We start from the raw sequence: 23,346 nt of genomic DNA on the forward strand, positions 1-23,346 counted from the left end.
GTTGATAGGCCGGATATGGAAGCACGGTGACGTGTGGAGTTGACCGGTACTAATAGGCCGAGGGCTTGTCCTCAGTTGCTCGCGTCCACTGTGTTGGTTCTGAAACCACGAACAGCCAGGCCTGTGTTGGTCACCGGGTTGGTTGGTTGTTTCATAGTGTTTCGGTGGTCATAGCGTAGGGGAAACGCCCGGTTACATTCCGAACCCGGAAGCTAAGCCTTACAGCGCCGATGGTACTGCAGGGGGGACCCTGTGGGAGAGTAGGACACCGCCGAACAATTGTTGGGAAAACCCCCGGCCGGGGATACCGGTCCGGGGGTTTTCTGCGTTTAGGGTCGGGCTATGCGCTATGACCTCGTCATCTTTGACAACGACGGTGTTCTCGTCGACAGCGAGCCGATATCCAACCGGCTCCTGGCCGCCTACCTCACCGAGATCGGGCATCCGACCTCGTACGAGGACTCCATCCGGGACTACATGGGGTCGGCGATGCACCGCGTTCACGATCTCGTGCGTGAGCGCACCGGGCGGCGGTTGCCGGTGGACTTCGACGACGTCTTCCACGGGCGGGTGTTCGCCGCGTTCGAGCGGGAGTTGGAGCCGGTCGTCGGGGCCGTCGACGTACTGGAGAAGCTGGCCGCGGACGGGGTGCCGTACTGCGTGGCCTCCTCCGGGAGTCATGAGCGGATTCGGGTGGGGCATCGGAAGACCGGGCTGGACCGGTGGTTCGATGACGGGCGGATCTTCAGTTCGCAGGACGTGGGGCGGGGGAAGCCGGCGCCCGATCTCTTCCTCTACGCGGCCGAGCGGATGGGGGTCGCACCCGAGCGGTGTGCCGTCGTGGAGGACAGCCCGCTCGGTGTGCAGGCGGCCGTCGCCGCCGGGATGGACGTCTTCGGGTTCACCGCGATGACGCCCGCCGCGCGGCTCGTCGGGGCCACGCGCCTCTTCTCCGACATGGGGGAGCTGCCCCGGCTCCTCATGTGAGCCGGGTCGGCGCTGGTGACGCTCGGGTACGCCCGGTCGTTCGCCGCTCAAGTGGACCGATACGGTGGCGGGCATGAGCGGCCGCGCACGACTGATGTGGGACGAGGCAGTAACGGGCTACGACTTCGGCCCGGGCCATCCGATGGACCCGGTCCGGCTCGCCCTGACCCGGCGACTGGTCGACGCCTTCGGACTCGACCGCGAGATGGAGGTGGTCGCGGCGAAACCGGCGGGGGAGTCGACGCTGCGGCTCGTCCACCGGGAGGACTACATCGACACGGTACGGGCCGCGTCACTCGACCCGGCCGCGGCGGACCAGTCGTACGGGCTCGGCACGATGGACGATCCTGCCTTCGCCGGCATGCACGAGGTGGCCGCGCTCATCGCCGGGCAGTCGGTGGGGGCCGCGGAGGCGGTGTGGCGCGGTGAGGCGCTGCACGCCGTGAACTTCGCGGGCGGCCTGCACCACGCGATGCCGGGAGCCGCATCCGGGTTCTGCGTCTACAACGACGCGTCGATCGCGATCGCGCGGCTGCTGGAGCTGGGCGCGGAGCGCGTCGCGTACGTCGACGTCGACGTGCACCACGGGGACGGGGTGCAGGCGGCGTTCTGGGACGACCCGAGGGTGCTGACGATCTCGTTGCACGAGCATCCGCGGACGCTGTTCCCGCAGACGGGGTGGCCCGAGGAGACGGGCGCCGACGCGGCGGAGGGGTCCGCCGTGAACGTCGCGCTCCCGGCCGGGACCGGGGACGCGGGGTGGCTGCGGGCGTTCCACGCGGTGGTGCCGGAGCTGCTGGCCGACTTCCGGCCGCAGCTGCTGGTGACGCAGCACGGGGCCGACACGCACTTCGAGGACCCGCTGGCGCATCTGGCGGTGTCGCTGGACGCGCAGCGGGCCGTGCAGGTGGCGTGTCACGACCTGGCGCACGAGTACGCCGACGGGCGGTGGGTCGCGCTGGGCGGGGGCGGCTACGCCGTGGTGGACGTCGTCCCGCGGTCGTGGACGCATCTGGTGGGGATCGCGGCGGGGCGGCCCGTGGAGCCCACGGCGCTGGTTCCGGAGAGCTGGCGGCAGGAAGTCTTCGCGAAGACACGGCAGTTGGGGCCGGGGCGGATGACCGACGGGCGGTGGCCGGTGTCCTTCGGGGAGTGGGAGGCGGGCTACGACCCCGCGGACCGGCTGGACCAGGCGGTGCTGGCGACACGGCGGGCGGTGTTCCCGCTGCGGGGGTTGCTGGCTTAGGCGGGCCGTCGGCGCGGGTGTGCCCGCCGCGCCCTCCCGCGCCTGCGAGGTGCCGCCCTACCGCCGGCTGGACCGTTCGTGGGCAGTTTCCCCGTTCCCCTCTCACCTCCGGCCCCCGTCCGCCAGCATCTGGGTCGTGCTCACCGCCGCCGCCCTCCGCGCGCATCTCCTCGCCGCCCGGCTCGCCGGCGTCGTGGCCACCCCCAGGGAGGCCAGTCTGCGGAGATACCGGCTGTTCGCGGCCGGGGACCCCCGGGTGCTGATCGGGATTGATCCCGAGCGGTCGTGGGGGCAGCGGGAGCTGATCGAGTTGATGGCGGACAGATGTGGGGTCTCGGCCGATCCGTGGCAGACTTCGGGCCAGGACGTGATCGACCCGGAGCGGACGCTGGCCGCCCTGGACGCCTTCGCCGAACGCCTGGCGGCAGCCGCCCGGCGCCGCGCCCCCGTGCTTCTCGGCACCGGGCACCCGCATCGGCTCCTCGGTTTCTACGGCGGGCTCGCAGACGCCTTGTCGGCGGCAGGATGTACTGTTCTCACCCCGGCGCAGGGTCGCTGTGTCGACATAACGACCCGGTTCGGTCTACGCACGCACCTCCTCGACTACCTCCGAGGCGTCGCGTTCGTACGCCGGCCCGGTGTTGCGCGCCCCGGTGGTGAACCCGGCGCACACACGCATTCCCCGCTGCCGGTTCGGCTCGCGCTGGCCGCGGCGGCCGAGGCCGGCGGGCCGTTGCCCGAGCTGGTGATCGGCGACCACGGCTGGGTCTGCGGGGCAGGTCAGCTGGGGTTCGAGGCGATCGGCCTGGCCGACACGGACGACCCGGCGCCGTTCGTCGGGGAGGCCGAGGGGGCGGTGGCGGTCGTCGTCCCACTTGATGACGGCGCCCGGTCCCGGTACTACCGACCCCTCACCCGCTACGTACTCGATCGGGCATGTCTGTCACCGTAGGCCGCCGACGGGTGCACCTCTTCCCCACTCGCATCACCCGCCCCTACATTGGGGAGTGAGCACGCAACGACGAAGAGTCACCGGAAGGGGAAGCCGGTGGCCGTCGAGTGCGGAAGGTTCAGGTGTGTCATGGCTGCAGCTGGCGAGAGGCCTCTGAACGAGGTTCAGTTCCTTACCGTGGCGGAAGTCGCCTCGGTGATGCGAGTGTCGAAGATGACCGTGTACCGACTGGTGCACAGTGGTCATCTGCCCGCGATCCGGGTGGGGCGGTCCTTCCGCGTCCCGGAGCAAGCGGTTCACGAGTACCTCCGCGAGAGTTACGTGGGGGTGGAAACGGCCTGAGGGCGGTCCCGGGGGAGGCCCTCAGGGCACATTCGGGTCTCTCCCGACCCCCTCGATTACACCCTCGGCGCTCGGGCGGGTAGGCTAGCCCCTCGTAGGTCGTGTGGGCCCATGGCGCCCAACTACCGAGTGATGAGAAGTGAGCGAGGGTTTAGTCGTGGGCTCTGTTATCAAGAAGCGGCGCAAGCGGATGGCGAAGAAGAAGCACCGCAAGCTGCTCAAGCGCACGCGCGTTCAGCGTCGCAACAAGAAGTAGTGACGCGGGTCGCTGCTCCGGTACGCGACGCCGACGCCGCACAAGCGTGACCGTGGCCCCCCACCGCACCGGTGGGGGGCCACGCGTATGTGAGCGACGGGCGCACGGCGTTCGTACGACCGCACCGCGCGGGTACCCGTCCGGTCGTACGACTGCGGTGTTCCGGCGACTTCCCGCCGACTCGGCACGTCGCGCGGCGGGCAGCCGTCCCAGCGCGGCACCGAGCGGCTAGGTTGGCCGTCACACGGGGAACGCGGCACGCTACGAGCGGCGGAACGGCGAGGCGGAAGGAAGGCGCTGATCTTGGGAAAGATCGTGCTGGTGACCGGAGTGGCCCGTCAGCTGGGGGGCCGGTTCGTGCGGCGGATCCAGCGCGACCCGGAGGTGGAACGGGTCGTCGCCGTGGACGCGGTCCCGCCCGAGCACCACCTGGGCGGCGCCGACTTCGTCCAGGCCGACATCCGCCAGCCCACCATCGCGCGGGTGCTCGCCGAGACGGGCGCCGACACGGTCGTCCACCTCGACGTCACGGGCACGCCGCTGGGCGGCGGCAGCCGGGCGACGGTGAAGGAGACCAACGTCATCGGCACGATGCAGCTGCTCGGCGCCTGCCAGAAGTCCCCGGCGGTGCAGCGGCTCGTGGTGAAGTCCAGTACGAACGTCTACGGTTCCGCGCCCCGCGACCCGGCCGTCTTCACCGAGACGACCCCGCCCAAGTCCCTGCCGAGCGGCGGCTTCGCCAAGGACGCCGTGGAGGTCGAGGGGTATGTGCGGGGCTTCGCGCGGCGGCGGCCCGATGTCGCCGTGTGCGTGCTGCGGTTCGCCAACATCCTGGGCCCGGCCGCGGAGACGCCGCTCGCCTCGTACTTCGCGCTGCCGGTCCTGCCGACCGTGTTCGGCTACGACCCGCGGCTGCAGTTCGTGCACGAGGACGACGTCATCGAGGTGCTGCGGATCGCCTCGCACGAACCGGCGCGCGGCACCCTCAACAGCGGCACGTTCAACATCGCCGGTGACGGTGTACTGCTGCTGTCCCAGTGCGCCCGGCGCCTCGGACGGCCCACCGTGCCGCTGCTGCTTCCCGCGGTCACCTGGGCGGGCTCCCTGGTGCGTACGCTGGGCATGTCGGACTTCTCGCCCGAGCAGATCCGGCTGCTCACCCACGGGCGGGTGGTGGCGACGGACCAGATGCGCGAGACGCTGGGGTTCCGGCCGAAATACACGACCGCCGAGGCCTTCGCGGACTTCGCCCGCAGCCGCGGCCCGGGGCTGCTGCCGCCGGAGAAGGTCGCCGCGGCCGTGGACCGGATCTCCGCGCTGCCCCTCGCGGGCGGCGGTCATCTCCCGACGCAGAGCGCCAACTGAGGAGCGCAGCAACGATGGCGGACGCCAAGGTCATTCCCTTCGACGACGACCGGTCCCGTGGGAGCGCCGCGCAGCGCCCGGCCCGGCGCCGAAGCCCGGGAAACCGGCGCACGGGCACGGCGCCGGTCCGGGAGGTCCAGCCGCTGCCCGACCGGGCGTCCGCGCAGGATGATGGCCAGGTGAACCCGGAGAGACAGCACGAACGGCACGGACGGCCGCAGCAGGCCGGGCAGGCGCCGACCGGGAGCGGCGGCGGCCTGGAGCGGCGCCTCGCCGGCGGTCTCGCCTTCCTGCGGCGCCGCCTGACGGGTGACTACGAGGTCGACGACTTCGGCTACGACGCCGAACTCACCGACCAGGTGCTGATGTCCCTGCTGCGGCCGGTGTACGAGAAGTACTTCCGGGTGGAGGTGAAGGGCATCGAGAACATCCCCTCCGAGGGCGGCGCGCTGCTCGTCGCCAACCACTCCGGGACGCTCCCGCTGGACGGCCTGATGATGCAGGTCGCCGTGCACGACAACCACCCGGCCGGCCGTCATCTGCGGCTGCTCGCGGCGGACCTGGTGTTCATGCTGCCGGTGATCAACGAACTCGCCCGGAAGCTCGGCCACACCCTCGCCTGCGCCGAGGACGCCGAGCGGCTGCTGGGGGACGGCGAGCTGGTCGGGGTGATGCCCGAGGGCTTCAAGGGCATCGGCAAGCCGTTCAGCGAGCGCTACAAGCTGCAACGTTTCGGCCGGGGCGGTTTCGTCTCCACGGCGCTGCGGCGGGGCGTGCCGATCGTGCCGTGCTCGATCGTCGGCGCGGAAGAGATCTACCCGATGATCGGCAACGCCAAGACGCTGGCGCGGGTGCTGGGCTTTCCGTACTTCCCGATCACGCCGACGTTCCCGTGGCTCGGTCCGCTGGGTGCGGTGCCGTTGCCGACGAAGTGGACGATCCAGTTCGGTGAGCCGATCCCGACGGACGGCTACCCGCCGGAGGCGGCCGAGGACCCGATGCTGATGTTCAACCTGACGGACCAGGTCAGGGAGCAGATCCAGCACACCCTGTACAAGCTGCTGGTGCAGCGCCGGTCGGTGTTCTTCTAGCGACTGTGCACCAAGGCCTTCCGGCCGTACGACGACGGGGGCGCCCTCTCGAAAAGGGCGCCCCCGTCGTCGTACGGCCGGAAGGGTTACTCCTCGTCCTCGCTGTCGATGCCGAGGCCGGGCAGCAGGCCCGGGATGAGGGGCGGGACCGTGACGTCCGGCTCGCGGGTGGGCGGTTTGCTCGTGGGCGGTGCCGAGGGAGCGGTGTCCTTCGGCGGGTCGAGCAGTCCGCCGGTGTTGCCGCCGAGCAGGCCGTCGTCCTCGCGGGCGTCGGTCGACTTGCTGGGTTTGCTGCTGGAGCCGGTCTCGCCGCTGCCGCTTCCGGTGCTGGGCGCGGTGGGGCCGCCGGGGGCGGTGGCGCCGGTGGGTGCCCGGCCGGTGCCCGGCCGGTCGTCCGTGCCGCCGTCCTGCGCCGGGGGCTCCGGGAGGAGGGAGCGCAGCGGTTCGACGTCCTGGTCTATGGCGTCGAAGACCGAGGACACCTCCTCGCTGACGTCGCCGAGCTGGATGGGGAGCTTGTCGCGGATGGCGCCCCAGGTCTCGCGGTGGGAGCGCGAGAAGGAGGAGAGGGCCTGGATGGGGGCGAGGGAGTCGGGGTCGCGCTCGTAGACCGCGGAGAGCAGGCGGTGGCCCTCGGAGGCGTCGTACCGCATGCCGGACAGGGTGCGGCGGATCTCGGTGAGGGACTCGTGGTCGAGCTGTCCGCCGCGGCCCCGGTCCAGGAGCCGGCGCGCTTCGTTGAGCCGGGTGGAGGCCTGGTCGAGGTGGGCCCGGCCGCGCTCGTCGTCGTCTCCGGCGAGGCCCAGCTTGAAGTCCTCGATGCCGCGCTTCAGCCCGTACAAGGAGTCACCGGGGAGGGCGTCGGAGCTGGCGGCGGCGACTCCGCCGAAGGCGCTCGCCGCCACACCCACGCTGAGGCCGCCCGCGGTGAGGCCCTTGGCCAGCCGTGTCCGCGGCCGGAACTTCTTCAGCGGGGCCGCCCGGTGAGCGCCGCGGGCCCGGGAGGAGCGCTGCCCGGGCAGTGAAGGGTCTGCTGCCCCGCCGTCCTGGAGCATGGCCTCCATGGCGGCCAGCAGCTGGGCGCGCTGGACGACCTTGACCTCGGGGTCCAGCTCCGGTCTGGGCAGCGCGCCGAGGCCGGCGGCGAGGGACAGCATGCGTCCCTGGTCCGTCGGGGCCGGTTCAGCGGCGGCCGGTGCCGGTTGTGCCGGTGCCGGTTGTGCCGGTGCCGGCGGTGCGGCGTCCGCCGGTGCCGGATCTTCGGACTGTTCGGCCGCCGCGGCCCGCTCGGACTGCTCCTCCAGGGCCTGGGCGAAGGCGTTCGCCCGCCGGTGCGCCGATACATTCGCGATCACTGGCGGCACCTCCTCTCGTCAGGACGGTCGACTCCCCAGGGGGTCCTGAGGGTTGCACACCTTGAGCACATCCACACGATCGAGTGATCGGAGTCGGCCAGGGGTGACCACAGGGAGCCTGCATCCCGCACAACGAGCGGCTCGGCACTTGGGTTACGGACGGCGGATGATCCGATCCGGAAGTCAACGGACTTTCACAGACCGTGAGTTGGCAATTGCGGAACGTGTGGTTCAGCGGGTGTCGTCCGGCAGGAGCCGTGCGAGGGTGCGGACGGCCCGGTACTGGAGGGTCTTGATGGCGCCCTCGTTCTTGCCCATCACGCGCGCGGTCTCGGCGACGGACAGGCCCTGGAGGAAGCGGAGCGTCACGCACTCCTGCTGCTGGGGGTTGAGCCGCCGTACCGCGTCGAGCAGTGCGGCGTTGGAGAGGGACTCCAGGACGGACTCCTCGGGCGAGCGCTCCACCTCGTTCGCGTCGAGCATCTCGCCGGTGGTGACCTCCAGTCGGAAGCGGCTGGACTTGAAGTGGTCGGCGACGAGGTTGCGGGCGATGGTCACGAGCCAGGCGCCGAAGTCGCGCCCCTGCCAGGTGAACGTGCCGATCCTGCGCAGGGCGCGCAGAAAGGTCTCGCTCGTCAGGTCCTCGGCGGTCGCCTTGCCGCCCACCCGGTAGTAGATGTACCGGTACACCGTGTCGCTGTACTGGTCGTAGAGGCGCCCGAAGGCTTCGGCCTCGCCGGCCTGGGCGCGCTCGACGAGGTCCATCATGCGGGCGCTGTCACTGTCCGCCGCGGGGCGGCGGGCGGTGGTGGCGCCGGTCGAGCGCCCTCGTCTGCCGAGGGCGGCGCTGCCGTCGGCGAGCGCGTAGCACGGGCCGGCGGGTGCGGTGGCAACGGCAAGGGCGGGGACGGCGTACGCGGTGGGGACGAAGCCGCGCAACAGGTCCTGGACCGTTGCGCGCAGCGTAGCCAGGCCCGAGGCGTCAACCCCGACGTGTGGGTACACGGGACTCCCAGAGGCAGAGCTTCCATCACGTGCAGTGCGGGACCATTCACCCGTCGTAGCGACGGACGGGTACCGGATTGCGTCTGAGGAGAATAACGCTTCGTACAGGCCCTGCTACGCCCAGTTGCTCAAATCATCGATTACGTCGCTTCCTTAGCCGATTGACGCTCGATCGAGTGGCGCAGAGTGATCGTTTGGTGATCGGAAAGGTTCGTATTCGGGTTGTGTACCGCGCGGGTTGTGGCCGTGTACGGGCAAGGGGACTGGACGGGAGGGTGACGGGGTACGCCAGTTGGATTGGGCGGCGGTTCCTGGGCCGCCCGGGCGTTGCGCAGGCCGTACCCGGCGCCGGCTAGCGCCGGCGGCGGTGCAGGGCGATCGCCGCGGCCGTGCCGCCCGCCACCGCGCCGACGCCGGCCGCGGCCGGGATGCCGACCTTGGCCGCCTTGCGGCCGGTGCGGTAGTCGCGCAGCCGCCAGTCCAGCCGGCGGGCGTGCTTGCGCAGCTTGGCGTCCGGGTTGATGGCGTAGGGGTGGCCGACCAGGGACAGCATCGGGATGTCGTTGTGCGAGTCGCTGTAGGCGGCGCATCGCGACAGGTCCAGGCCCTCGGCGGCGGCGAGCGCGCGCACCGCCTCCGCCTTCGCCGGGCCGTGCAGCGGTTCGCCGACGAGCCGGCCCGTGTAGACGCCGTCGACCGACTCGGCGACCGTGCCGAGCGCGCCGGTCAGGCCCAGGCGGCGGGCGATGACCGTGGCGATCTCCACGGGAGCTGCCGTGACGAGCCACACCTTCTGGCCGGCGTCCAGGTGGGCCTGGGCGAGCGCGCGGGTGCCCGGCCAGATCCGCTCGGCCATGTACTCGTCGTAGATCTCCTCGCCGATCGACTGCAGCTCGGAGACGCGGTGGCCCTGGACGATGGAGAGGGCCGACTCGCGGGCCTCCTGCATGTGCTCGGGGTCCTCGATGCCGGCCAGCCGGAACCAGGTCTGCTGCCAGGCGAAGCGGGCCAGGTCGCGGGTCTCGAAGAACTTCCGCTTGTACAGGCCGCGTCCGAAGTGGAACAGCGCGGCGCCCTGCATGACGGTGTTGTCCAGGTCGAAGAAGGCGGCGGCCCGGTCGTCGCCGCGGACCGGGAAGTCGGGTTCCGCGCCGGAGACGTCCTGGGTGGTTTTGCGGGCTGCCTCCGCCGAGGCCTCGCCTGCCAGCACGCTGCGCGCCGTGGCGGAGCGCCTACGGGGAGTGAGCCATCCGAGAGCGGCCATGACCGTGAGCATAGCCAGTTTGTTCGGTCCTTCCGGAGTCGAGAGGTTTGGAGGCTGTGAACGCTCCGAGGACGTGTCGTTAAGTCGGGCCCTGGAACAAGGGGCGCTGCAAGAGTGCGGAACGGGGCCCGGCCGAATCGCGCCAACGGCGGGACAATGGCCCGTATGAGTGCCCTCTTCCGCCGAACGGCTCCCCGGTCTCCGCATGACCGGCTCGTCACCCTGATCCGCAAGCCCGGCTGCCACCTGTGCGACGACGCGCAGGTCGTCGTCGAGAAGGTGTGTGCCGACCTCGGCGTGCCCTGGGAGCAGAAGGACATCTCCCAGGACCGTGAACTGCACGACAAGTACTGGGAGCAGATTCCCGTCGTGCTCGTGGACGGAGCGCAGCACACCTTCTGGCGGGTGAGCGAGGCGAGGCTGCGCAAGGCGCTGACTGACTAGTCCGACTGGTCCGGAAAGTGGCTTAGGATCGATGGTGTCTTGGTCTCGGGGGCGGGGATCGTAGAGGAGCGTGTGCGGTTTTGCCCCCGATAAGCGAGGAACGACGGTGCGTGTGCGCCGGTTGCCTCTCGGTGTGCAGGGGTCGCGTGAGCCCGGTCACGTTGGCCGGGCAAATCGGACACCATCTTTGTGCACGCGTTCACAAAGACATAGCCTGCTGTCGACGGGGCGGTCTGGGGACGTGTGACCGCCTGCAGCCCCGCTCTACCCGCAGGAGCACCGTGGCAACTGGCCGAACTCACCGACCGGCGACCCGCAGCCGAGGGATTCCCGAGGCCACCGTCGCGCGGCTTCCGCTGTACCTCCGCGCCCTGACCGCGCTCTCGGAGCGCTCGGTGCCCACGGTCTCCTCGGAGGAACTCGCGGCCGCCGCCGGCGTGAACTCGGCGAAGCTGCGCAAGGACTTCTCCTACCTCGGCTCGTACGGGACCCGGGGCGTGGGCTACGACGTCGAGTATCTCGTCTACCAGATCTCCCGCGAACTCGGCCTGACCCAGGACTGGCCGGTCGTGATCGTCGGTATCGGCAACCTCGGCGCCGCGCTGGCCAACTACGGCGGTTTCGCCTCCCGCGGGTTCCGGGTCGCGGCCCTCATCGACGCCGATCCCGCGATGGCCGGGAAGCCCGTCGCCGGGATGCCCGTCCAGCACACCGACGAGCTGGAAAAGATCATCACGGACAACGGCGTGTCCATCGGTGTGATCGCCACCCCGGCCGGTGCCGCCCAGCAGGTCTGCGACCGGCTCGTGGCCGCCGGTGTCACCTCCATCCTGAACTTCGCGCCCACCGTGCTGACCGTCCCCGACGGCGTCGACGTGCGCAAGGTCGACCTCTCCATCGAGCTGCAGATCCTCGCCTTCCACGAGCAGCGCAAGGCGGGCGAGGAAGCCGCCGCCGAGGCCGCCGCCGTACCGGCCGCCGCCACCCGCGACGCGTCCGCCGACCAGGGGCCCGACGGGGACGTACCCGCCGTGATGCCGGCATGAGTCTCCTCGTCGTCGGGCTCAGCCACCGCAGCGCCCCGGTCAGCGTCCTGGAGCGGGCCTCGCTGGGCGCGGACGCCCAGGTCAAGCTGTTGCAGGACACGGTCGCCGCCGAACCGGCCGCCGAAGCCGCCCTGCTGGCGACCTGCAACCGCATCGAGCTGTACGCCGACGTGGACAAGTTCCACGCCGGTGTCGCCGAGCTGTCCACGCTGCTCGCCCAGCACAGCGGGGTCGGCCTGGACGAACTCACTCCTTATCTCTACGTGCACTACGAGGACCGGGCCGTCCACCACCTGTTCTCGGTGGCCTGCGGGCTGGACTCGATGGTCGTCGGCGAGGGCCAGATCCTCGGCCAGATCAAGGACTCCCTGGCCAAGGCGCAGGACCTGCACACCGCCGGGCGGCTCCTCAACGACCTGTTCCAGCAGGCCCTCAGGGTCGGCAAGCGCGCCCACTCCGAGACCGGCATCGACCGCGCCGGCCAGTCGCTGGTCACCTTCGGCCTGGAGCAGCTCGCCGGCGGGGCCGCCGTCGAGCAGTGGGCGCGCGGCAAGAAGGCCGTCGTGATCGGCGCCGGATCGATGTCGTCGCTGGCCGCGGCCACGCTGGCGCGCGCCGGGGTCGCCGAGATCGTCGTCGCCAACCGCACACAGGAGCGCGCCGAGCGGCTCGCCCGGATCCTCGCCGAGGGTGACGACACGGATGTCGCGGCGCGTGCCGTGCCCATGGACCAGGTCGCCGGTGAACTGACACGTGCCGATCTCGCCGTGTCCTGCACCGGGGCGACCGGGCTGGTGCTGACGGCGGAGTCGGTGGCCGCGGCCGTGGAGGGCCGGATCGGCCGGGGCGCCGACGGGACGGCCGTCGCCGTTGCGGGCCGGGATGCCGGTGAGACGGCCGCCGCGCGCATACGCAGGGCGGGCGAGGCGCAGACGCCGTTGCCGCCCGCCGGGGCCGGTGCCGAGGACGGCTGTCCCCTCGACCTGTCCGCCGTACAGCCCGGCTTCTCCGTCATGGGGGAGGCCGCCGTGGCCGGTATGGACGCCGCCACGCTGGAACAGCACGCTGCGTGGGCCGCCGGCGGCGCCGTGGACCGCCGCGAGCAGGCCCGAGAGGCCGACGCCGAGCTGATCGGCGCGCTCGCCGCGACCGCCGCGGCCGTCGGCCGCATCCCGGAGCGGCGCCGGCCCGAACCGGTCGCGGGAGCCCCGCGGCCCGCGCCCGTCCTCTTCCTCCTCGACCTCGCCATGCCGCGCGACATCGACGCCGCCGTGCACCGGCTGCCCGGCGTCCGGCTGGTCGACATCGAGTCGCTCGCCGAGGCATCCGCGGACGCCCCGATGGCGGCCGACGTCGACCAGGTCCGCCGTATCGTCTCCGACGAGGTGGCCGCCTTCGGGGCGGCGCTGCGGGCCGCGCACATCACGCCGACCGTCGTGGCGCTGCGCACCATGGCCGCCGACGTCGTCGCCAGTGAGATGGCCCGGCTGGAGGGGCGGCTGCCCGCCCTCGACGACCGGCACCGCGCCGAGATCACGCAGACCGTCAAGCGCGTCGTGGACAAGCTGCTGCACGCGCCGACCGTCCGGGTCAAGCAGCTCGCGGCGGAACCCGGCGGCGCCGGATACGCGGACGCGCTGCGCACCCTGTTCGACCTCGACCCCGAGACGGTGGCCGCCGTCTCCCGGGCCGGGGGCAGCACCGAGAAGCAGGACCGGAACCTCCAGAACGACCAGAACGACCAGAACGGCCAGAGCGCCAAGAACCGAGGGCCAGCATGAGTGACAAGGCACTACGGCTCGGGACCAGGCGGAGCAGGCTCGCCATGGCCCAGTCCGGGCAGGTCGCGGACGCCGTGAGCCAGGTGACCGGACGGCCCGTCGAGCTCGTCGAGATCACCACGTACGGAGACACCTCCCGCGAGCATCTCGCGCAGATCGGCGGCACGGGCGTCTTCGTGACCGCCCTGCGCGACGCGCTGGTCAGGGGCGAGGTCGACTTCGCGGTGCACTCCCTGAAGGACCTGCCGACCACGCAGCCCGAGGAACTCGTGCTGGCCGCCGTGCCGGTGCGCGAGGACCCGCGCGACGTGATCGTGGCCCGGGACGCGCTGAAGTTCACCGACCTGCCGCGCGGGGCGCGGATCGGCACCGGTTCGCCGCGTCGCATGGCGCAGCTCAACGCGTACGCCCGCAGCCACGGGCTGGACATCGAGACGGTCCCGATCCGGGGCAACGTCGACACCCGTATCGGGTTCGTGCGGGACGGGAAGCTCGACGCGGTCGTGCTGGCCGCCGCCGGGCTGAACCGGATCGGGCGGAGTGACGAGGTGACCGACTTCCTGTCGGTCGACACGGTTCTGCCCGCCCCCGGCCAGGGGGCCCTGGCGATCGAGTGCGCCGCGCACGACGCGGACCTGATCGCCGCGCTCGCCGAGCTCGACGACCCGTTCACGCGGGCCGCCGTGACCGCCGAGCGGTCACTGCTCGCCGCCCTGGAGGCCGGTTGCAGCGCCCCCGTGGGCGCGTTGGCCGACCTCGCCCCGGTTCCCGGCTCCGGCCGGGACTGGGCGGACCCCCGGGCCGACAGGCAGATTGTCAAGGAAATGCGCCTGCGAGGTGTTGTCGGCACGACCGACGGTGCCACGATGGTGCAGCTGTCCACCACCGGTCCCGTGCCCCGAGCGCACGACCAGGCGGCGGCACTCGGTCGCGGACTCGCCACCGAGATGCTCGCCCAGGGCGCGGCCGGTCTGATGGGGGAGCGAGCACATTGAGCCCCACCACTCTTCCCGCCGGTCCGGAACACGGGCACGTCACCTTCCTCGGTGCCGGACCCGGAGATCCGGGACTGCTGACCCTGCGAGCCGTCGAGGCGCTGGCGCACGCGGACGTACTCGTCGCCGAGCACGAGGTGCTCGACGTGGTGCGCCTGCACGCCAGGCAGGGCGTCGCCGAGGTGCACACGGACGCGGACGCCCCGGCGGACGCATCCGGCGCCGCCGGTCCTGCCGCCAAGGCGCATCCGGGCACGGGCACGCCTCAGCTGACGGTCATTGACGGTTCGTCAACAACCGTTGGTGGCCCGGCGTCGCGGGATGCCGCACATCTTGTCATGGAGGCCGCGCGGGGCGGCAGGCGGGTCGTGCGTGCGGTGTCCGGGGACCCCGGGCTCGACGCGTACGCCGCCGAGGAGATGCTGGCGTGCGCCGCCGCCGGGGTGCCCTTCGAGGTGGTCCCCGGTGTCGCGACGGCCGTCGGCGTGCCCGCGTACGCCGGGGTGCCGCTGCGGGACGCGCACGGCACCGACGTGCGGTTCGTGGACGCGCGCACCGCGTCGGACCGGTGCTGGACCGAGGTCGGCGCCTCCGACGGCACGGTGGTCGTCTCCACGACGCTCGACCAGGTGGCCGCCGCGGCCGGTGAGCTGGTCACTGCGGGCCGCAAGCCGGACACGCCGCTGACGGTCACCGTCGCCGGTACGACCACCCGGCAGCGGACCTGGACGGCGACGCTCGGCACGATCGCGCAGACGCTGAAGCAGGCCAAGGTGCTGCCGTCGCCCGAGGGCGGGCGGCCGGTGATAGCCGTGGTCGGTGAGCGTTTCGCCGTCGCCCGGCGCGAGGAGCTGTCCTGGTTCGAGAACAAGCCGCTGTTCGGCTGGAAGGTTCTCGTGCCGCGGACCAAGGAGCAGGCGGCGTCGCTCTCCGACCAGCTGCGGTCGTACGGGGCCGTGCCGCACGAGGTGCCGACGATCGCCGTCGAGCCGCCGCGCACGCCCCAGCAGATGGAGCGGGCGGTCAAGGGCCTGGTGACCGGCCGCTACGAGTGGATCGCGTTCACGTCGGTCAACGCGGTCAGGGCGGTCCGGGAGAAGTTCGAGGAGTACGGCCTGGACGCGCGTGCCTTCGCGGGCATCAAGGTCGCCGCGGTGGGCGAGCAGACGGCCAAGGCGCTGATCGCCTTCGGCGTGAAGCCGGACCTGGTGCCGAGCGGTGAGCAGTCGGCCGCCGGTCTGCTGGAGGACTGGCCGCCGTACGACCCGGTGTTCGACCCGATCGACCGGGTCTTCCTGCCGCGGGCCGACATCGCCACGGAGACGCTGGTCGCCGGGCTGATCGAGCTGGGCTGGGAGGTGGACGACGTGACCGCCTACCGCACGGTGCGCGCGTCGCCGCCGCCGGCGGAGACCCGGGAGGCGATCAAGGGCGGCGGTTTCGACGCGGTGCTGTTCACGTCGTCCTCGACGGTCCGGAACCTGGTGGGCATCGCGGGCAAGCCGCACAACGTGACGGTGATCGCCTGTATCGGCCCGGCGACGGCCAAGACGGCCGAGGAGCACGGGCTGCGGGTCGATGTGATGGCTCCGGAGCCGTCGGTGCACAAGCTGGCGGAGGCCTTGGCGGACTTCGGCCGCCGCCGCCGCGCCGCCGCCCTGGAGGCGGGCGACCCGGTGACCCGGCCGAGCGAGCGGCGTCCGGGGGCGCGGAGACGGCGGTCCACGACCTGAGGCCGTCCGGCGGGGTGAGGTCGTACGTGTGAGGAGGCGGCGGGGCGTGCGGGGGAGCACGCCCCGCCGCCGTGCGCGGGAAGGCGTGGACACGACCCTGTCCATGTGCCCGGTCAGGCCGGAAGCCGTGCTTCGACGACGATCGTGCCGAGTGCTCGCCCGGTGGGGGCGGGGAGGCAGCGTGCCCGGACGGCTTGGAAGCCGTGAGCGCGTGCGATGCGGGCCCAGGCCTCGGGGGGATGACACCAGCGGTTCACCGTCATCTCCCTGCCGTCCGGGCCCTTTCCGTACATGGGGCGGCGGCCTTCGAGGTGCTGCGGGGTCTCACCGTGCGAGAACGCGAACACCCCCTCCGGCGAGAGCCGCTCGGCCACCAGCGGGAGAAGTTCTTCCGGGTCGGTGAACCACACCGCTCCCCAGATCGAGTAGATCGCGTCGTACGTCTGGTCACACGTGCGGAGGAAGGAGCACGCCTCTCCCTCCTCGATCGTCAGGCCGGGAACGTCCTTCCACCACCTGCGGGCCCGCTCGACCTGCACGGGGGACAGGTCCAGCGCCGTGACGCGTACTCCTCGGCGCGCCAGCCATGACGCCTCCCGGCATTCGGCCGCTCCCAGTTCCAGCGCGGTGCGCGGCCGGCCGAGCAGTTCGGCTCCCGGGCCGTGACCTTCGTACTGCGTCCACTCGAAAGCCGTCACGTCAGGAGGTGGCGACGGTCCCTCCCGGTCCGGTTTGTAGCGGTCCCAGAAGAAAACGGGGTCGTGGGACGGATGGGGCATGGGCGTCCTTGAGGGGCAGTCGGCAGGGTGCTGAGCACCGTAGCCGTGGCCCACGCGCGACACGCCATGAAGACATGAGAGGGTCCGGGTGCCCGCCGAGGACACCCGGACCCGGCCGGACACGACCGGTCAGTGGCAGTTCTCGCCCGGCCTGCAGGGACCGCACCTGGCGAAGTCGCGCTCCCACAACTTCCAGTCCACGGGGAACCCGTTCCCGGCGATGATGTGTGCCGTGCGTTCCACCGAGCCGTCGTACTTGAACTCGATCTCCGGGATGTGCTCTTGTCGCCGGGGCGCAGCACCGGGGCGTGGATCTCGGACAGGGCGAAGAGGTCGGGTGGTGAGGGGTGGTGGGCGTCGCGTCCTCCGTGGTGGGCGTGTCGAGGGCCGGGGCGGACTGCGGTCAGGCACCGGTGTGCGGCGGACGAGGTGTCGGGGTGCGGCCCGGTCATGCGGCGGCGTGTGGTGGAAGAGAGAGCCGCGAGGGTCCTTCCCCAGCGTGGACCCCGGTGCGCGGGGTCGCGCGCGGCCCTTCCGGGTGCCCCGCATCTCCGACGCCCAGTCGGCAAATCGGGTGTCTGTGCGGGCGTAGCGTAGGAGGCATGACGACGTACGGATCCTTCCCGGGTACGCGGCCCAGGCGGCTGCGCACCACCCCCGCGCTGCGCCGCATGGTCGCCGAGACCCGGCTGCATCCGGCCGACTTCATCCTGCCCGCGTTCGTGCGGGAGGGTGTCGCCGAGCCGGTGCCCGTCGAAGCCATGCCCGGTGTCGTGCAGCACACCCGGGACAGCCTGAAGAAGGCCGCCGCGGAGGCCGTCGCGGCCGGCGTCTCCGGGATCATGCTGTTCGGCGTGCCGGAGGAGTCCAAGAAGGACGCCCGCGGGACCGCCGGGACCGACCCGGACGGCATCCTCCAGGTCGCGCTGCGGGACGTCCGGGCCGAGGTCGGCGACGATCTGATCGTCATGTCGGACCTGTGCCTCGACGAGTTCACCGACCACGGCCACTGCGGTGTCCTGGACGGCGAGGGCCGCGTGGACAACGACGCCACCCTGGAGCGGTACGCCGAGATGGCCCGGGTGCAGGCCGAGGCGGGCGCGCACGTCGTCGGGCCGAGCGGCATGATGGACGGCCAGATCGGTGTCGTACGGGAGGCGCTCGACCGGATCGGCCGGCAGGACGTGTCGATCCTCGCCTACACCGTGAAGTACTCCTCCGCCTTCTACGGCCCCTTCCGCGAGGCCGTCGGGTCCTCCCTGACCGGCGACCGCAAGACCTACCAGCAGGACCCGGCGAACGCCCGGGAGTCCCTGCGGGAACTCGCCCTCGACCTGGAGGAGGGCGCCGACATGGTGATGGTGAAGCCGGCCGGGCCCTACCTCGACATCCTGGCGCGGGTCGCGGACGCCGTGGACGTGCCGGTGGCGGCGTACCAGATCTCCGGCGAGTACGCGATGGTCGAGGCCGCCGCCGAGAAGGGCTGGATCGACCGGGACCGGGCGATCCTGGAGGCGCTGACCGGGATCAAGCGGGCCGGGGCGCGGAACATCCTGACGTACTGGGCGACCGAGGTCGCGCAGAAGTTGCGGTGACCGGCGGGCGCGGCCCCGGGCGGGTGGCCGGCCCGGTGTCCGGATCGCGGTCAATGCGGTTGTAGGGCGCAGGTATTTCTCTACAGTGCGGGGAACGTCGCCGTCCCCCGAGGAGCGTCCCGTGACCGTCGCCGAGTCAACCCCCGCTCACGCCCCCGCCCACGTCCCGCCGCTCGCCGCGCGGGTCCGGTCCGTCGAGGGCTCGCCCGTGCGGGACATCCTCGCCGTCACCGCCCGCCCCGAGGTGATCAACTTCGCGGGCGGGCTCCCGGCGCCGGAACTGTTCGACACCGAGGGCATCGCCGCCGCGTACCAGGCGGTGCTGACGGGGGCGCCCGCGCAGGCGCTCCAGTACGCCACGACCGAGGGCGAACCGGTGCTGCGGGCCGCGCTCGCCGCGCGCACCTCGGCCCGGGGCCTGCCGACCGGCCCGGACGACCTCCTCGTCACCACCGGCTCCCAGCAGGCGCTGTCCCTCCTCGCCACGGCCCTGGTCGAACCCGGCGACACCGTCCTCGTGGAAAACCCCTGCTACCTCGCGGCACTTCAGGCCTTCGGCCTCGCGGGGGCGCGCGTGCTGGCCGTGCCCGGCGACGCGGACGGCGTGGACCCGGTGGCCCTGGACGACCTCGTGGTCCGCGAACGGCCCCAGCTGCTCTACACGGTCCCCACCTTCCAGAACCCCACCGGCCGGACCCTGCCCGCCGACCGCCGCGCCGCCGTGGCCGCCGTCGCCGCCCGGCGCGGGCTGTGGATCATCGAGGACGACCCGTACGGCGAGCTGCGCTTCGAGGGCGAGCGGGTGCCGTGGATCGCCTCCCTGGACGACGCCCGCGACCGCACCGTGCTCCTCGGCTCCTTCTCCAAGGTGATGGCGCCGGGGCTGCGGCTGGGCTGGCTGCGGGCGCCCCGTGAGCTGCGCCGCGCCTGCGCGGTCGCCAAGCAGGCCGCCGACCTGCACACCCCGACCGTCAACCAGCTCGCCGCCGCGCGGTACCTGGCCGACAACGACCTCGACGGCCACGTCGCCCGCGTCGCCACCGCCTACCGCTCCCGCCGCGACGCCATACTGGCCGGCCTCCCCGCCGCGCTGCCCGACGGCTCGGTCTGGAACCGCCCCGAGGGCGGCATGTTCCTGTGGGCACGGCTGCCCGACGGCCACGACACGACGGCCCTGCTCCCTCAGGTCGTCCGGCACGACGTGGCCTACGTCCCCGGCGCCCCCTTCTACGCGGGCGTCCCCGACCGCGCCACCCTGCGGCTGTGCTTCGTCACGCAGACGCCGGAAGAGATCGGGGAGGGGTTGCGGAGGCTGGGGGAGGGGCTGGCCCCTGGTCCCACGAGAAGTGCCACACCGGCTGGTTGAGCAGCCGGCGCTCGGCGTACAGGTGACTTCAGGCGCGCCCACTGACCACGAAGGCGGCCCACGTGGCGGGGGAGACCCTGAGGGTGGGGCCGGTGGGGTTCTTCGAGTCGCGGATGTGGATGGCTTCAGGGGTGCGGGCGACTTCGAGGCACGCCTCGTCCTCATCGCTGCTGTAACTGGACTTGAACCAATGAAGTGCCGTGCTCATAGCTCTCCTAGCAGCCGGTCCAGCAGGTCCATGGAGTCTTCGGGAGTCAGTGCCTGCGAGCGCAGCATCGCATACTTGCGCGTAAGGATGGACACGTCATCCGGATCGGCGACCAGCCGACTCCCCCGGTGCGCTGCGGCGTAGGCGAGGTGCTGGTGGTCGACCGTCTCCATGAGTGTGAAGGGCCCCGCGAGGCCGGCGTGCGTGGTCCGGTTCAGCGGAAGAACCTGCAGCGTGATGGCGGCGATTTCAGCAGACTTGCGCAGGTGGTGGATCTGCGCGCGATGCACTTCGGCGCCCCCGAGAGGGAAGAGCAGCGCCGGTTCCCAGATGACGAGGCTCATCGTCGGGGGGTCCTCGCGGTGAATGACTTCCTGGCGCTTGAGACGGGCTGCCGTCAAAGCCGCGAGCTCCTCCTCGCTGTACGCGGGCACCCGTGAGCCGAAGACCGCTCGGGCGTACGGCTCGGTCTGGAGAATGCCGGGCAGAACGGAGTCGTCGTACCAGGAGAGCGAGATCGCCTCCCGCTCGTGGTGCATGTAGTCCTCGACGTAAAGCGGGAACTGGTCGATCTCTGGCAACTTGGCGACAGCGGTGGCCAGCAGCCCTTTGGTGTCGAGGAGTTCGTCCAGCTTCTCGGCAAGGTCGGGCAGCAGTGCCCGTCTTCCCTGCTCGATCGACGCGATGGTCTCCTCGTCGACCGACAGCAAGGCGGCGAGGGCGCGCTGTGTGTAGCCTGCGGCCTTGCGGGCCATCTGCACTTGCGCTCCCAGCATCCGCATGGCCGAGAGGTTCTTCTTTCGCGGTGACGGCACGCTGTCTCCCCCTTCAACGATCCGTACAAAAGCCGAGTACGCGCTCACTCACTGATCCACCGTAGTCACTCTGCGCGACAGTCGTCTCGTGAACGCGGTGAATGAACTCCCCTGCCAGCGAGACCAGTTCTTCCCCCGCAGCCGCAGCTCCGTGCCTGCGGCGCGGCGGTCGGCGTGGTGGGCGTTGACGTACTGGGGGCTCGGTGAATGGGAGCGCGGCGACGACGTCCTGCTGTGCGTGAGCGAGCTGACGACCAACGCCCTGGTGCACGGCGTACCGCCCGGGCGGCGCTTCCTCCTGCGCATGCGCCACGACGGCCACGGCGTCCGCGTCGAGGTGCACGACAGCGGCGACGGCGTGCCGCGTATCGCCGACCGGGCCGACGAGGGCGGGCGCGGCCTGCTGCTGGTGGCGGCGCTGGCCGACAGGTGGGGCGTGGGCGCGCGCTCCCCCGGCAAGGTGGTGTGGGCCGAGTTCGACAAATGAGTGCGCGTCAGATGCGTGCGAAACTTTCGCTCAGTCTCTCCCGGCTTGTGATCTTGCGGTTCTGAGGGGAGTTGTTTGAGTTTGAATTTTCCTCGCCTGTACGTGACTTGAGCTGCTCATTCGCTCAACTCACCGCTCCTCGACGTCCATCGAAGCTTTCGAAACTCGTGCCGAAACTGTTGACTGCCGATCTCCGCAGGCCAACACTGGCGCCGCGCTGCACCCGCAATGCAGGCGTACACGAGGAGGAAGCACGGACATGAACGCGCTTGTGCGTTGGATCAGGAGAGGCTGCGCCGTCGCGCTGGCCTTCGTGGTCGTGACGGCGCTGCCCGGCACCGCCAGTGCCGACACGCTCGTCACGACCAACCAGACCGGCACCAACAACGGCTACTACTACTCGTTCTGGACCGACAGCCAGGGCACCGTCTCCATGAACATGGGCGCCGGCGGCCAGTACAGCACCCAGTGGCGCAACACCGGCAACTTCGTGGCCGGCAAGGGCTGGTCCACGGGTGGGCGGCGGACCGTGCAGTACTCGGGGACCTTCAGCCCGTCCGGCAACGCCTACCTGACGCTGTACGGGTGGTCGACCAACCCGCTGGTCGAGTACTACATCGTGGACAACTGGGGCACCTACCGGCCCACCGGGACGTTCAAGGGCACGGTCACCAGCGACGGCGGCACGTACGACATCTACGAGACGACGCGGTACAACGCCCCCTCCATCGAGGGCACCAAGACCTTCAAGCAGTTCTGGAGCGTCCGGCAGGCCAAGCGGACCGGCGGGACCATCACGACCGGGAACCACTTCGACGCCTGGGCCCGCGCCGGCATGAACCTCGGCACGATGAACTACATGATCATGGCCACCGAGGGCTACCAGAGCAGCGGCAGCTCCAACATCACCGTCGGCGGGACCGGTACCGGCGGTGGCGGCGGTGGCGGCACCGGGTGCACCGCCACCCTGTCCGCCGGGGAGAAGTGGAGCGACCGCTACAACCTCAACGTCTCGGTCAGCGGCGCCAGCAACTGGACCGTGACCATGAACGTGCCCTCCCCGGCCAAGGTGCTCTCCACGTGGAACGTCAGCGCCAGCTACCCCAGCAGCCAGACCCTCGTCGCCAAGCCCAACGGCAGCGGCAACAACTGGGGCGCCACCATCCAGGCCAACGGCAACTGGACCTGGCCGACCGTCTCGTGCAGCGCCGGCTGACCCCGAACCCCCGTCTGGAGCACTCCGTATGAAGATCCGCGTCAAGAAGAGAATCGTGGCGGGGCTCGCCGTCGCCGCGACCGTGCTCGCCAGTGGGCTCACCGTCGGCGCCGGGCCCGCGCAGGGCGCGCCGGCCGCCGCCTGCAACGGGTACGTCGCGCTGACCTTCGACGACGGCCCGTCCAGCAGCACGTCGTCGCTGCTCAGCACGTTGCAGCAGAACGGGCTGCGGGCCACCATGTTCAACCAGGGCAATTACGCCGCCGCCAACCCGTCGCTGGTCAGGGCGCAGGTCGACGCCGGGATGTGGGTCGGCAACCACAGCTACACCCATCCGCACCTGACGCAGCTGAGCCAGGCGCAGATCGACTCCGAGATATCGCGGACCCAGCAGGCCATCGCCGGCGCCGGCGGCGGCACGCCCAAGCTGTTCCGGCCCCCGTACGGGGAGACCAACGCGACGGTACGGACCGTCGAGGCCAAGTACGGGCTGACCGAGATCCTGTGGGACGTCGACTCGCAGGACTGGAACGGGGCCACCACCGACGCCATCGTGCAGGCCGCCTCGCGGCTGACGAACGGTCAGGTCATGCTGATGCACGACTGGTCGGCCAACAGCAGGGCCGCCCTGCCCCGCATCGCCCAGAACCTCGCGAGCCGGGGTCTGTGCGCCGGGATGATCTCGCCGTCCACCGGGCGGGCCGTCGCCCCCGACGGCGGCAGCGGTGGCGGCGGTGGCGGCACCGCATGCACCGCCACCCTGTCCGCCGGGCAGACCTGGAGCGACCGGTACAACCTCAACGTCTCGGTCAGCGGCTCGAACACGTGGACCGTGACGATGAACGTGCCGTCCCCGGCCAAGGTGCTGTCCACCTGGAACGTCAGCGCCAGCTACCCGAGCCCCCAGACCCTCGTCGCCAAGCCCAACGGCAGCGGCAACACCTGGGGCGTGACCATCCAGCACAACGGCAACCGCACCTGGCCGACCGTCTCCTGCAGCGTCGGCTGACAACAGCCG

General features: G+C 71.3%; 23 protein-coding genes and 1 rRNA gene. 18 read left to right on the forward strand and 6 right to left on the reverse strand.

What is annotated here, in order from left to right:
* Nucleotides 1–160 precede the first annotated feature (160 nt).
* The 8 genes from rrf to AB0M97_RS06825 all read left to right on the forward strand — a co-directional run bounded on the left by rrf (nt 161) and on the right by AB0M97_RS06825 (nt 6,239).
* Nucleotides 161–277: ribosomal RNA gene (gene rrf, locus AB0M97_RS06790) — 5S ribosomal RNA — on the forward strand.
* Between the two features lie 65 nt (nt 278–342).
* Complete coding sequence (locus AB0M97_RS06795) at nt 343–987, forward strand: HAD family hydrolase (RefSeq protein WP_365959668.1); 645 nt, start codon at nt 343–345, stop codon at nt 985–987.
* Between the two features lie 73 nt (nt 988–1,060).
* Complete coding sequence (locus AB0M97_RS06800) at nt 1,061–2,233, forward strand: acetoin utilization protein AcuC (protein WP_365959669.1); 1,173 nt, start codon at nt 1,061–1,063, stop codon at nt 2,231–2,233.
* 136 nt (nt 2,234–2,369) lie between these two features.
* Nucleotides 2,370–3,185, forward strand: a complete 816-nt coding sequence (locus AB0M97_RS06805) for a phosphatase (protein WP_365959670.1) — start codon at nt 2,370–2,372, stop codon at nt 3,183–3,185.
* A gap of 129 nt (nt 3,186–3,314) precedes the next feature.
* Nucleotides 3,315–3,527, forward strand: a complete 213-nt coding sequence (locus tag AB0M97_RS06810) for a helix-turn-helix domain-containing protein (RefSeq protein ID WP_004984898.1) — start codon at nt 3,315–3,317, stop codon at nt 3,525–3,527.
* A gap of 157 nt (nt 3,528–3,684) precedes the next feature.
* Entirely contained in the window at nt 3,685–3,783 is a 99-nt protein-coding gene (locus tag AB0M97_RS06815) for an AURKAIP1/COX24 domain-containing protein (RefSeq protein WP_003948845.1), read from the forward strand.
* 303 nt (nt 3,784–4,086) lie between these two features.
* Complete coding sequence (locus AB0M97_RS06820) at nt 4,087–5,148, forward strand: NAD-dependent epimerase/dehydratase family protein (RefSeq protein ID WP_365959671.1); 1,062 nt, start codon at nt 4,087–4,089, stop codon at nt 5,146–5,148.
* A gap of 14 nt (nt 5,149–5,162) precedes the next feature.
* A complete protein-coding gene (locus tag AB0M97_RS06825) occupies nt 5,163–6,239 on the forward strand; it encodes a lysophospholipid acyltransferase family protein (RefSeq protein ID WP_365959672.1) in 1,077 nt (358 codons plus the stop codon).
* An 86-nt stretch (nt 6,240–6,325) separates the two neighbouring features.
* On the opposite strand, the gene AB0M97_RS06830 is transcribed toward AB0M97_RS06825, so the two are convergent.
* From AB0M97_RS06830 to AB0M97_RS06840, 3 genes are all read right to left on the reverse strand, one after another.
* The gene (locus AB0M97_RS06830) at nt 6,326–7,594 is read right to left on the reverse strand and encodes a DUF5667 domain-containing protein (RefSeq protein ID WP_365959673.1); all 1,269 of its coding nucleotides are present in this window, start codon (nt 7,592–7,594) and stop codon (nt 6,326–6,328) included.
* A 231-nt stretch (nt 7,595–7,825) separates the two neighbouring features.
* The gene (locus AB0M97_RS06835; RefSeq protein WP_365959674.1) at nt 7,826–8,599 is read right to left on the reverse strand and encodes an ECF subfamily RNA polymerase sigma factor, BldN family; all 774 of its coding nucleotides are present in this window, start codon (nt 8,597–8,599) and stop codon (nt 7,826–7,828) included.
* A 352-nt stretch (nt 8,600–8,951) separates the two neighbouring features.
* Complete coding sequence (locus AB0M97_RS06840) at nt 8,952–9,863, reverse strand: HAD-IB family hydrolase (protein WP_365959675.1); 912 nt, start codon at nt 9,861–9,863, stop codon at nt 8,952–8,954.
* A 156-nt stretch (nt 9,864–10,019) separates the two neighbouring features.
* Here AB0M97_RS06840 and AB0M97_RS06845 point away from each other — a divergent pair, with 156 nt between their 5' ends.
* The 5 genes from AB0M97_RS06845 to AB0M97_RS06865 all read left to right on the forward strand — a co-directional run bounded on the left by AB0M97_RS06845 (nt 10,020) and on the right by AB0M97_RS06865 (nt 15,862).
* On the forward strand, nt 10,020–10,307 hold the full coding sequence (locus AB0M97_RS06845) for a glutaredoxin family protein (RefSeq protein ID WP_365959676.1): 288 nt from the start codon (nt 10,020–10,022) through the stop codon (nt 10,305–10,307).
* Between the two features lie 281 nt (nt 10,308–10,588).
* Complete coding sequence (locus AB0M97_RS06850) at nt 10,589–11,353, forward strand: redox-sensing transcriptional repressor Rex (RefSeq protein WP_365959677.1); 765 nt, start codon at nt 10,589–10,591, stop codon at nt 11,351–11,353.
* Nucleotides 11,350–13,134: a glutamyl-tRNA reductase gene (locus tag AB0M97_RS06855; protein WP_365959678.1), complete on the forward strand. Its 1,785-nt coding sequence runs from the start codon at nt 11,350–11,352 to the stop codon at nt 13,132–13,134. Before AB0M97_RS06850 ends, AB0M97_RS06855 begins: the two co-directional genes overlap by 4 nt.
* On the forward strand, nt 13,131–14,129 hold the full coding sequence (gene hemC / locus AB0M97_RS06860; RefSeq protein WP_365959679.1) for a hydroxymethylbilane synthase: 999 nt from the start codon (nt 13,131–13,133) through the stop codon (nt 14,127–14,129). The genes AB0M97_RS06855 and hemC overlap by 4 nt, the downstream gene beginning before the upstream one ends.
* The gene (locus AB0M97_RS06865; protein ID WP_365959680.1) at nt 14,126–15,862 is read left to right on the forward strand and encodes a bifunctional uroporphyrinogen-III C-methyltransferase/uroporphyrinogen-III synthase; all 1,737 of its coding nucleotides are present in this window, start codon (nt 14,126–14,128) and stop codon (nt 15,860–15,862) included. The genes hemC and AB0M97_RS06865 overlap by 4 nt, the downstream gene beginning before the upstream one ends.
* A gap of 113 nt (nt 15,863–15,975) precedes the next feature.
* Here AB0M97_RS06865 and AB0M97_RS06870 read toward each other — a convergent pair whose 3' ends face one another.
* Nucleotides 15,976–16,560 (reverse strand): class I SAM-dependent methyltransferase, encoded by a 585-nt coding sequence (locus AB0M97_RS06870; protein ID WP_365959681.1) that lies wholly within the window; start codon nt 16,558–16,560, stop codon nt 15,976–15,978.
* 683 nt (nt 16,561–17,243) lie between these two features.
* Here AB0M97_RS06870 and hemB point away from each other — a divergent pair.
* Together hemB and AB0M97_RS06880 are read left to right on the forward strand one after the other, a co-directional pair.
* On the forward strand, nt 17,244–18,236 hold the full coding sequence (gene hemB, locus AB0M97_RS06875) for a porphobilinogen synthase (RefSeq protein WP_365959682.1): 993 nt from the start codon (nt 17,244–17,246) through the stop codon (nt 18,234–18,236).
* Nucleotides 18,237–18,357: 121 nt separating this feature from the next.
* A complete protein-coding gene (locus AB0M97_RS06880) occupies nt 18,358–19,602 on the forward strand; it encodes a PLP-dependent aminotransferase family protein (protein ID WP_365959683.1) in 1,245 nt (414 codons plus the stop codon).
* A 28-nt stretch (nt 19,603–19,630) separates the two neighbouring features.
* Here the strand turns inward: AB0M97_RS06880 and AB0M97_RS06885 are convergent, their stop codons facing one another.
* Both AB0M97_RS06885 and AB0M97_RS06890 read right to left on the reverse strand, forming a co-directional pair.
* Nucleotides 19,631–19,810 carry a DUF397 domain-containing protein gene (locus tag AB0M97_RS06885; RefSeq protein WP_365959684.1) on the reverse strand — a complete coding sequence of 60 codons (180 nt, stop codon included), beginning with the start codon at nt 19,808–19,810 and terminating at the stop codon, nt 19,631–19,633.
* Nucleotides 19,807–20,592 (reverse strand): helix-turn-helix transcriptional regulator, encoded by a 786-nt coding sequence (locus tag AB0M97_RS06890; RefSeq protein WP_365959915.1) that lies wholly within the window; start codon nt 20,590–20,592, stop codon nt 19,807–19,809. Before AB0M97_RS06890 ends, AB0M97_RS06885 begins: the two co-directional genes overlap by 4 nt.
* 121 nt (nt 20,593–20,713) lie before the next feature.
* Here AB0M97_RS06890 and AB0M97_RS06895 point away from each other — a divergent pair, with 121 nt between their 5' ends.
* The 3 genes from AB0M97_RS06895 (at nt 20,714) to AB0M97_RS06905 (ending at nt 23,337) form a co-directional block, all read left to right on the forward strand.
* On the forward strand, nt 20,714–21,112 hold the full coding sequence (locus AB0M97_RS06895) for an ATP-binding protein (protein WP_365959685.1): 399 nt from the start codon (nt 20,714–20,716) through the stop codon (nt 21,110–21,112).
* Nucleotides 21,113–21,371: 259 nt separating this feature from the next.
* Nucleotides 21,372–22,328, forward strand: coding sequence for a glycoside hydrolase family 11 protein (locus tag AB0M97_RS06900; protein WP_365959686.1), 957 nt, complete (start codon nt 21,372–21,374; stop codon nt 22,326–22,328).
* A gap of 28 nt (nt 22,329–22,356) precedes the next feature.
* On the forward strand, nt 22,357–23,337 hold the full coding sequence (locus AB0M97_RS06905) for a polysaccharide deacetylase family protein (RefSeq protein ID WP_365959687.1): 981 nt from the start codon (nt 22,357–22,359) through the stop codon (nt 23,335–23,337).
* Nucleotides 23,338–23,346 lie beyond the last annotated feature (9 nt).

Origin of the sequence: Streptomyces sp. NPDC051207, assembly GCF_040682395.1 — a bacterium.
Classification (GTDB): Bacteria; Actinomycetota; Actinomycetes; order Streptomycetales; family Streptomycetaceae; genus Streptomyces.

Coding starts and splice junctions, on each gene's coding strand:
- AB0M97_RS06795 (WP_365959668.1), top strand. CDS start 343: ATGCGCTATGACCTCGTCATCTTTGACAACGACGGTGTTCTCGTCGAC.
- AB0M97_RS06800 (WP_365959669.1), top strand. CDS start 1,061: ATGAGCGGCCGCGCACGACTGATGTGGGACGAGGCAGTAACGGGCTAC.
- AB0M97_RS06810 (WP_004984898.1), top strand. CDS start 3,315: ATGGCTGCAGCTGGCGAGAGGCCTCTGAACGAGGTTCAGTTCCTTACC.
- AB0M97_RS06825 (WP_365959672.1), top strand. CDS start 5,163: ATGGCGGACGCCAAGGTCATTCCCTTCGACGACGACCGGTCCCGTGGG.
- AB0M97_RS06840 (WP_365959675.1), bottom strand. CDS start 9,863: ATGGCCGCTCTCGGATGGCTCACTCCCCGTAGGCGCTCCGCCACGGCG.
- AB0M97_RS06845 (WP_365959676.1), top strand. CDS start 10,020: ATGGCCCGTATGAGTGCCCTCTTCCGCCGAACGGCTCCCCGGTCTCCG.
- AB0M97_RS06855 (WP_365959678.1), top strand. CDS start 11,350: ATGAGTCTCCTCGTCGTCGGGCTCAGCCACCGCAGCGCCCCGGTCAGC.
- hemC (WP_365959679.1), top strand. CDS start 13,131: ATGAGTGACAAGGCACTACGGCTCGGGACCAGGCGGAGCAGGCTCGCC.
- hemB (WP_365959682.1), top strand. CDS start 17,244: ATGACGACGTACGGATCCTTCCCGGGTACGCGGCCCAGGCGGCTGCGC.
- AB0M97_RS06885 (WP_365959684.1), bottom strand. CDS start 19,810: ATGAGCACGGCACTTCATTGGTTCAAGTCCAGTTACAGCAGCGATGAG.
- AB0M97_RS06890 (WP_365959915.1), bottom strand. CDS start 20,592: ATGCGGATGCTGGGAGCGCAAGTGCAGATGGCCCGCAAGGCCGCAGGC.
- AB0M97_RS06900 (WP_365959686.1), top strand. CDS start 21,372: ATGAACGCGCTTGTGCGTTGGATCAGGAGAGGCTGCGCCGTCGCGCTG.
- AB0M97_RS06905 (WP_365959687.1), top strand. CDS start 22,357: ATGAAGATCCGCGTCAAGAAGAGAATCGTGGCGGGGCTCGCCGTCGCC.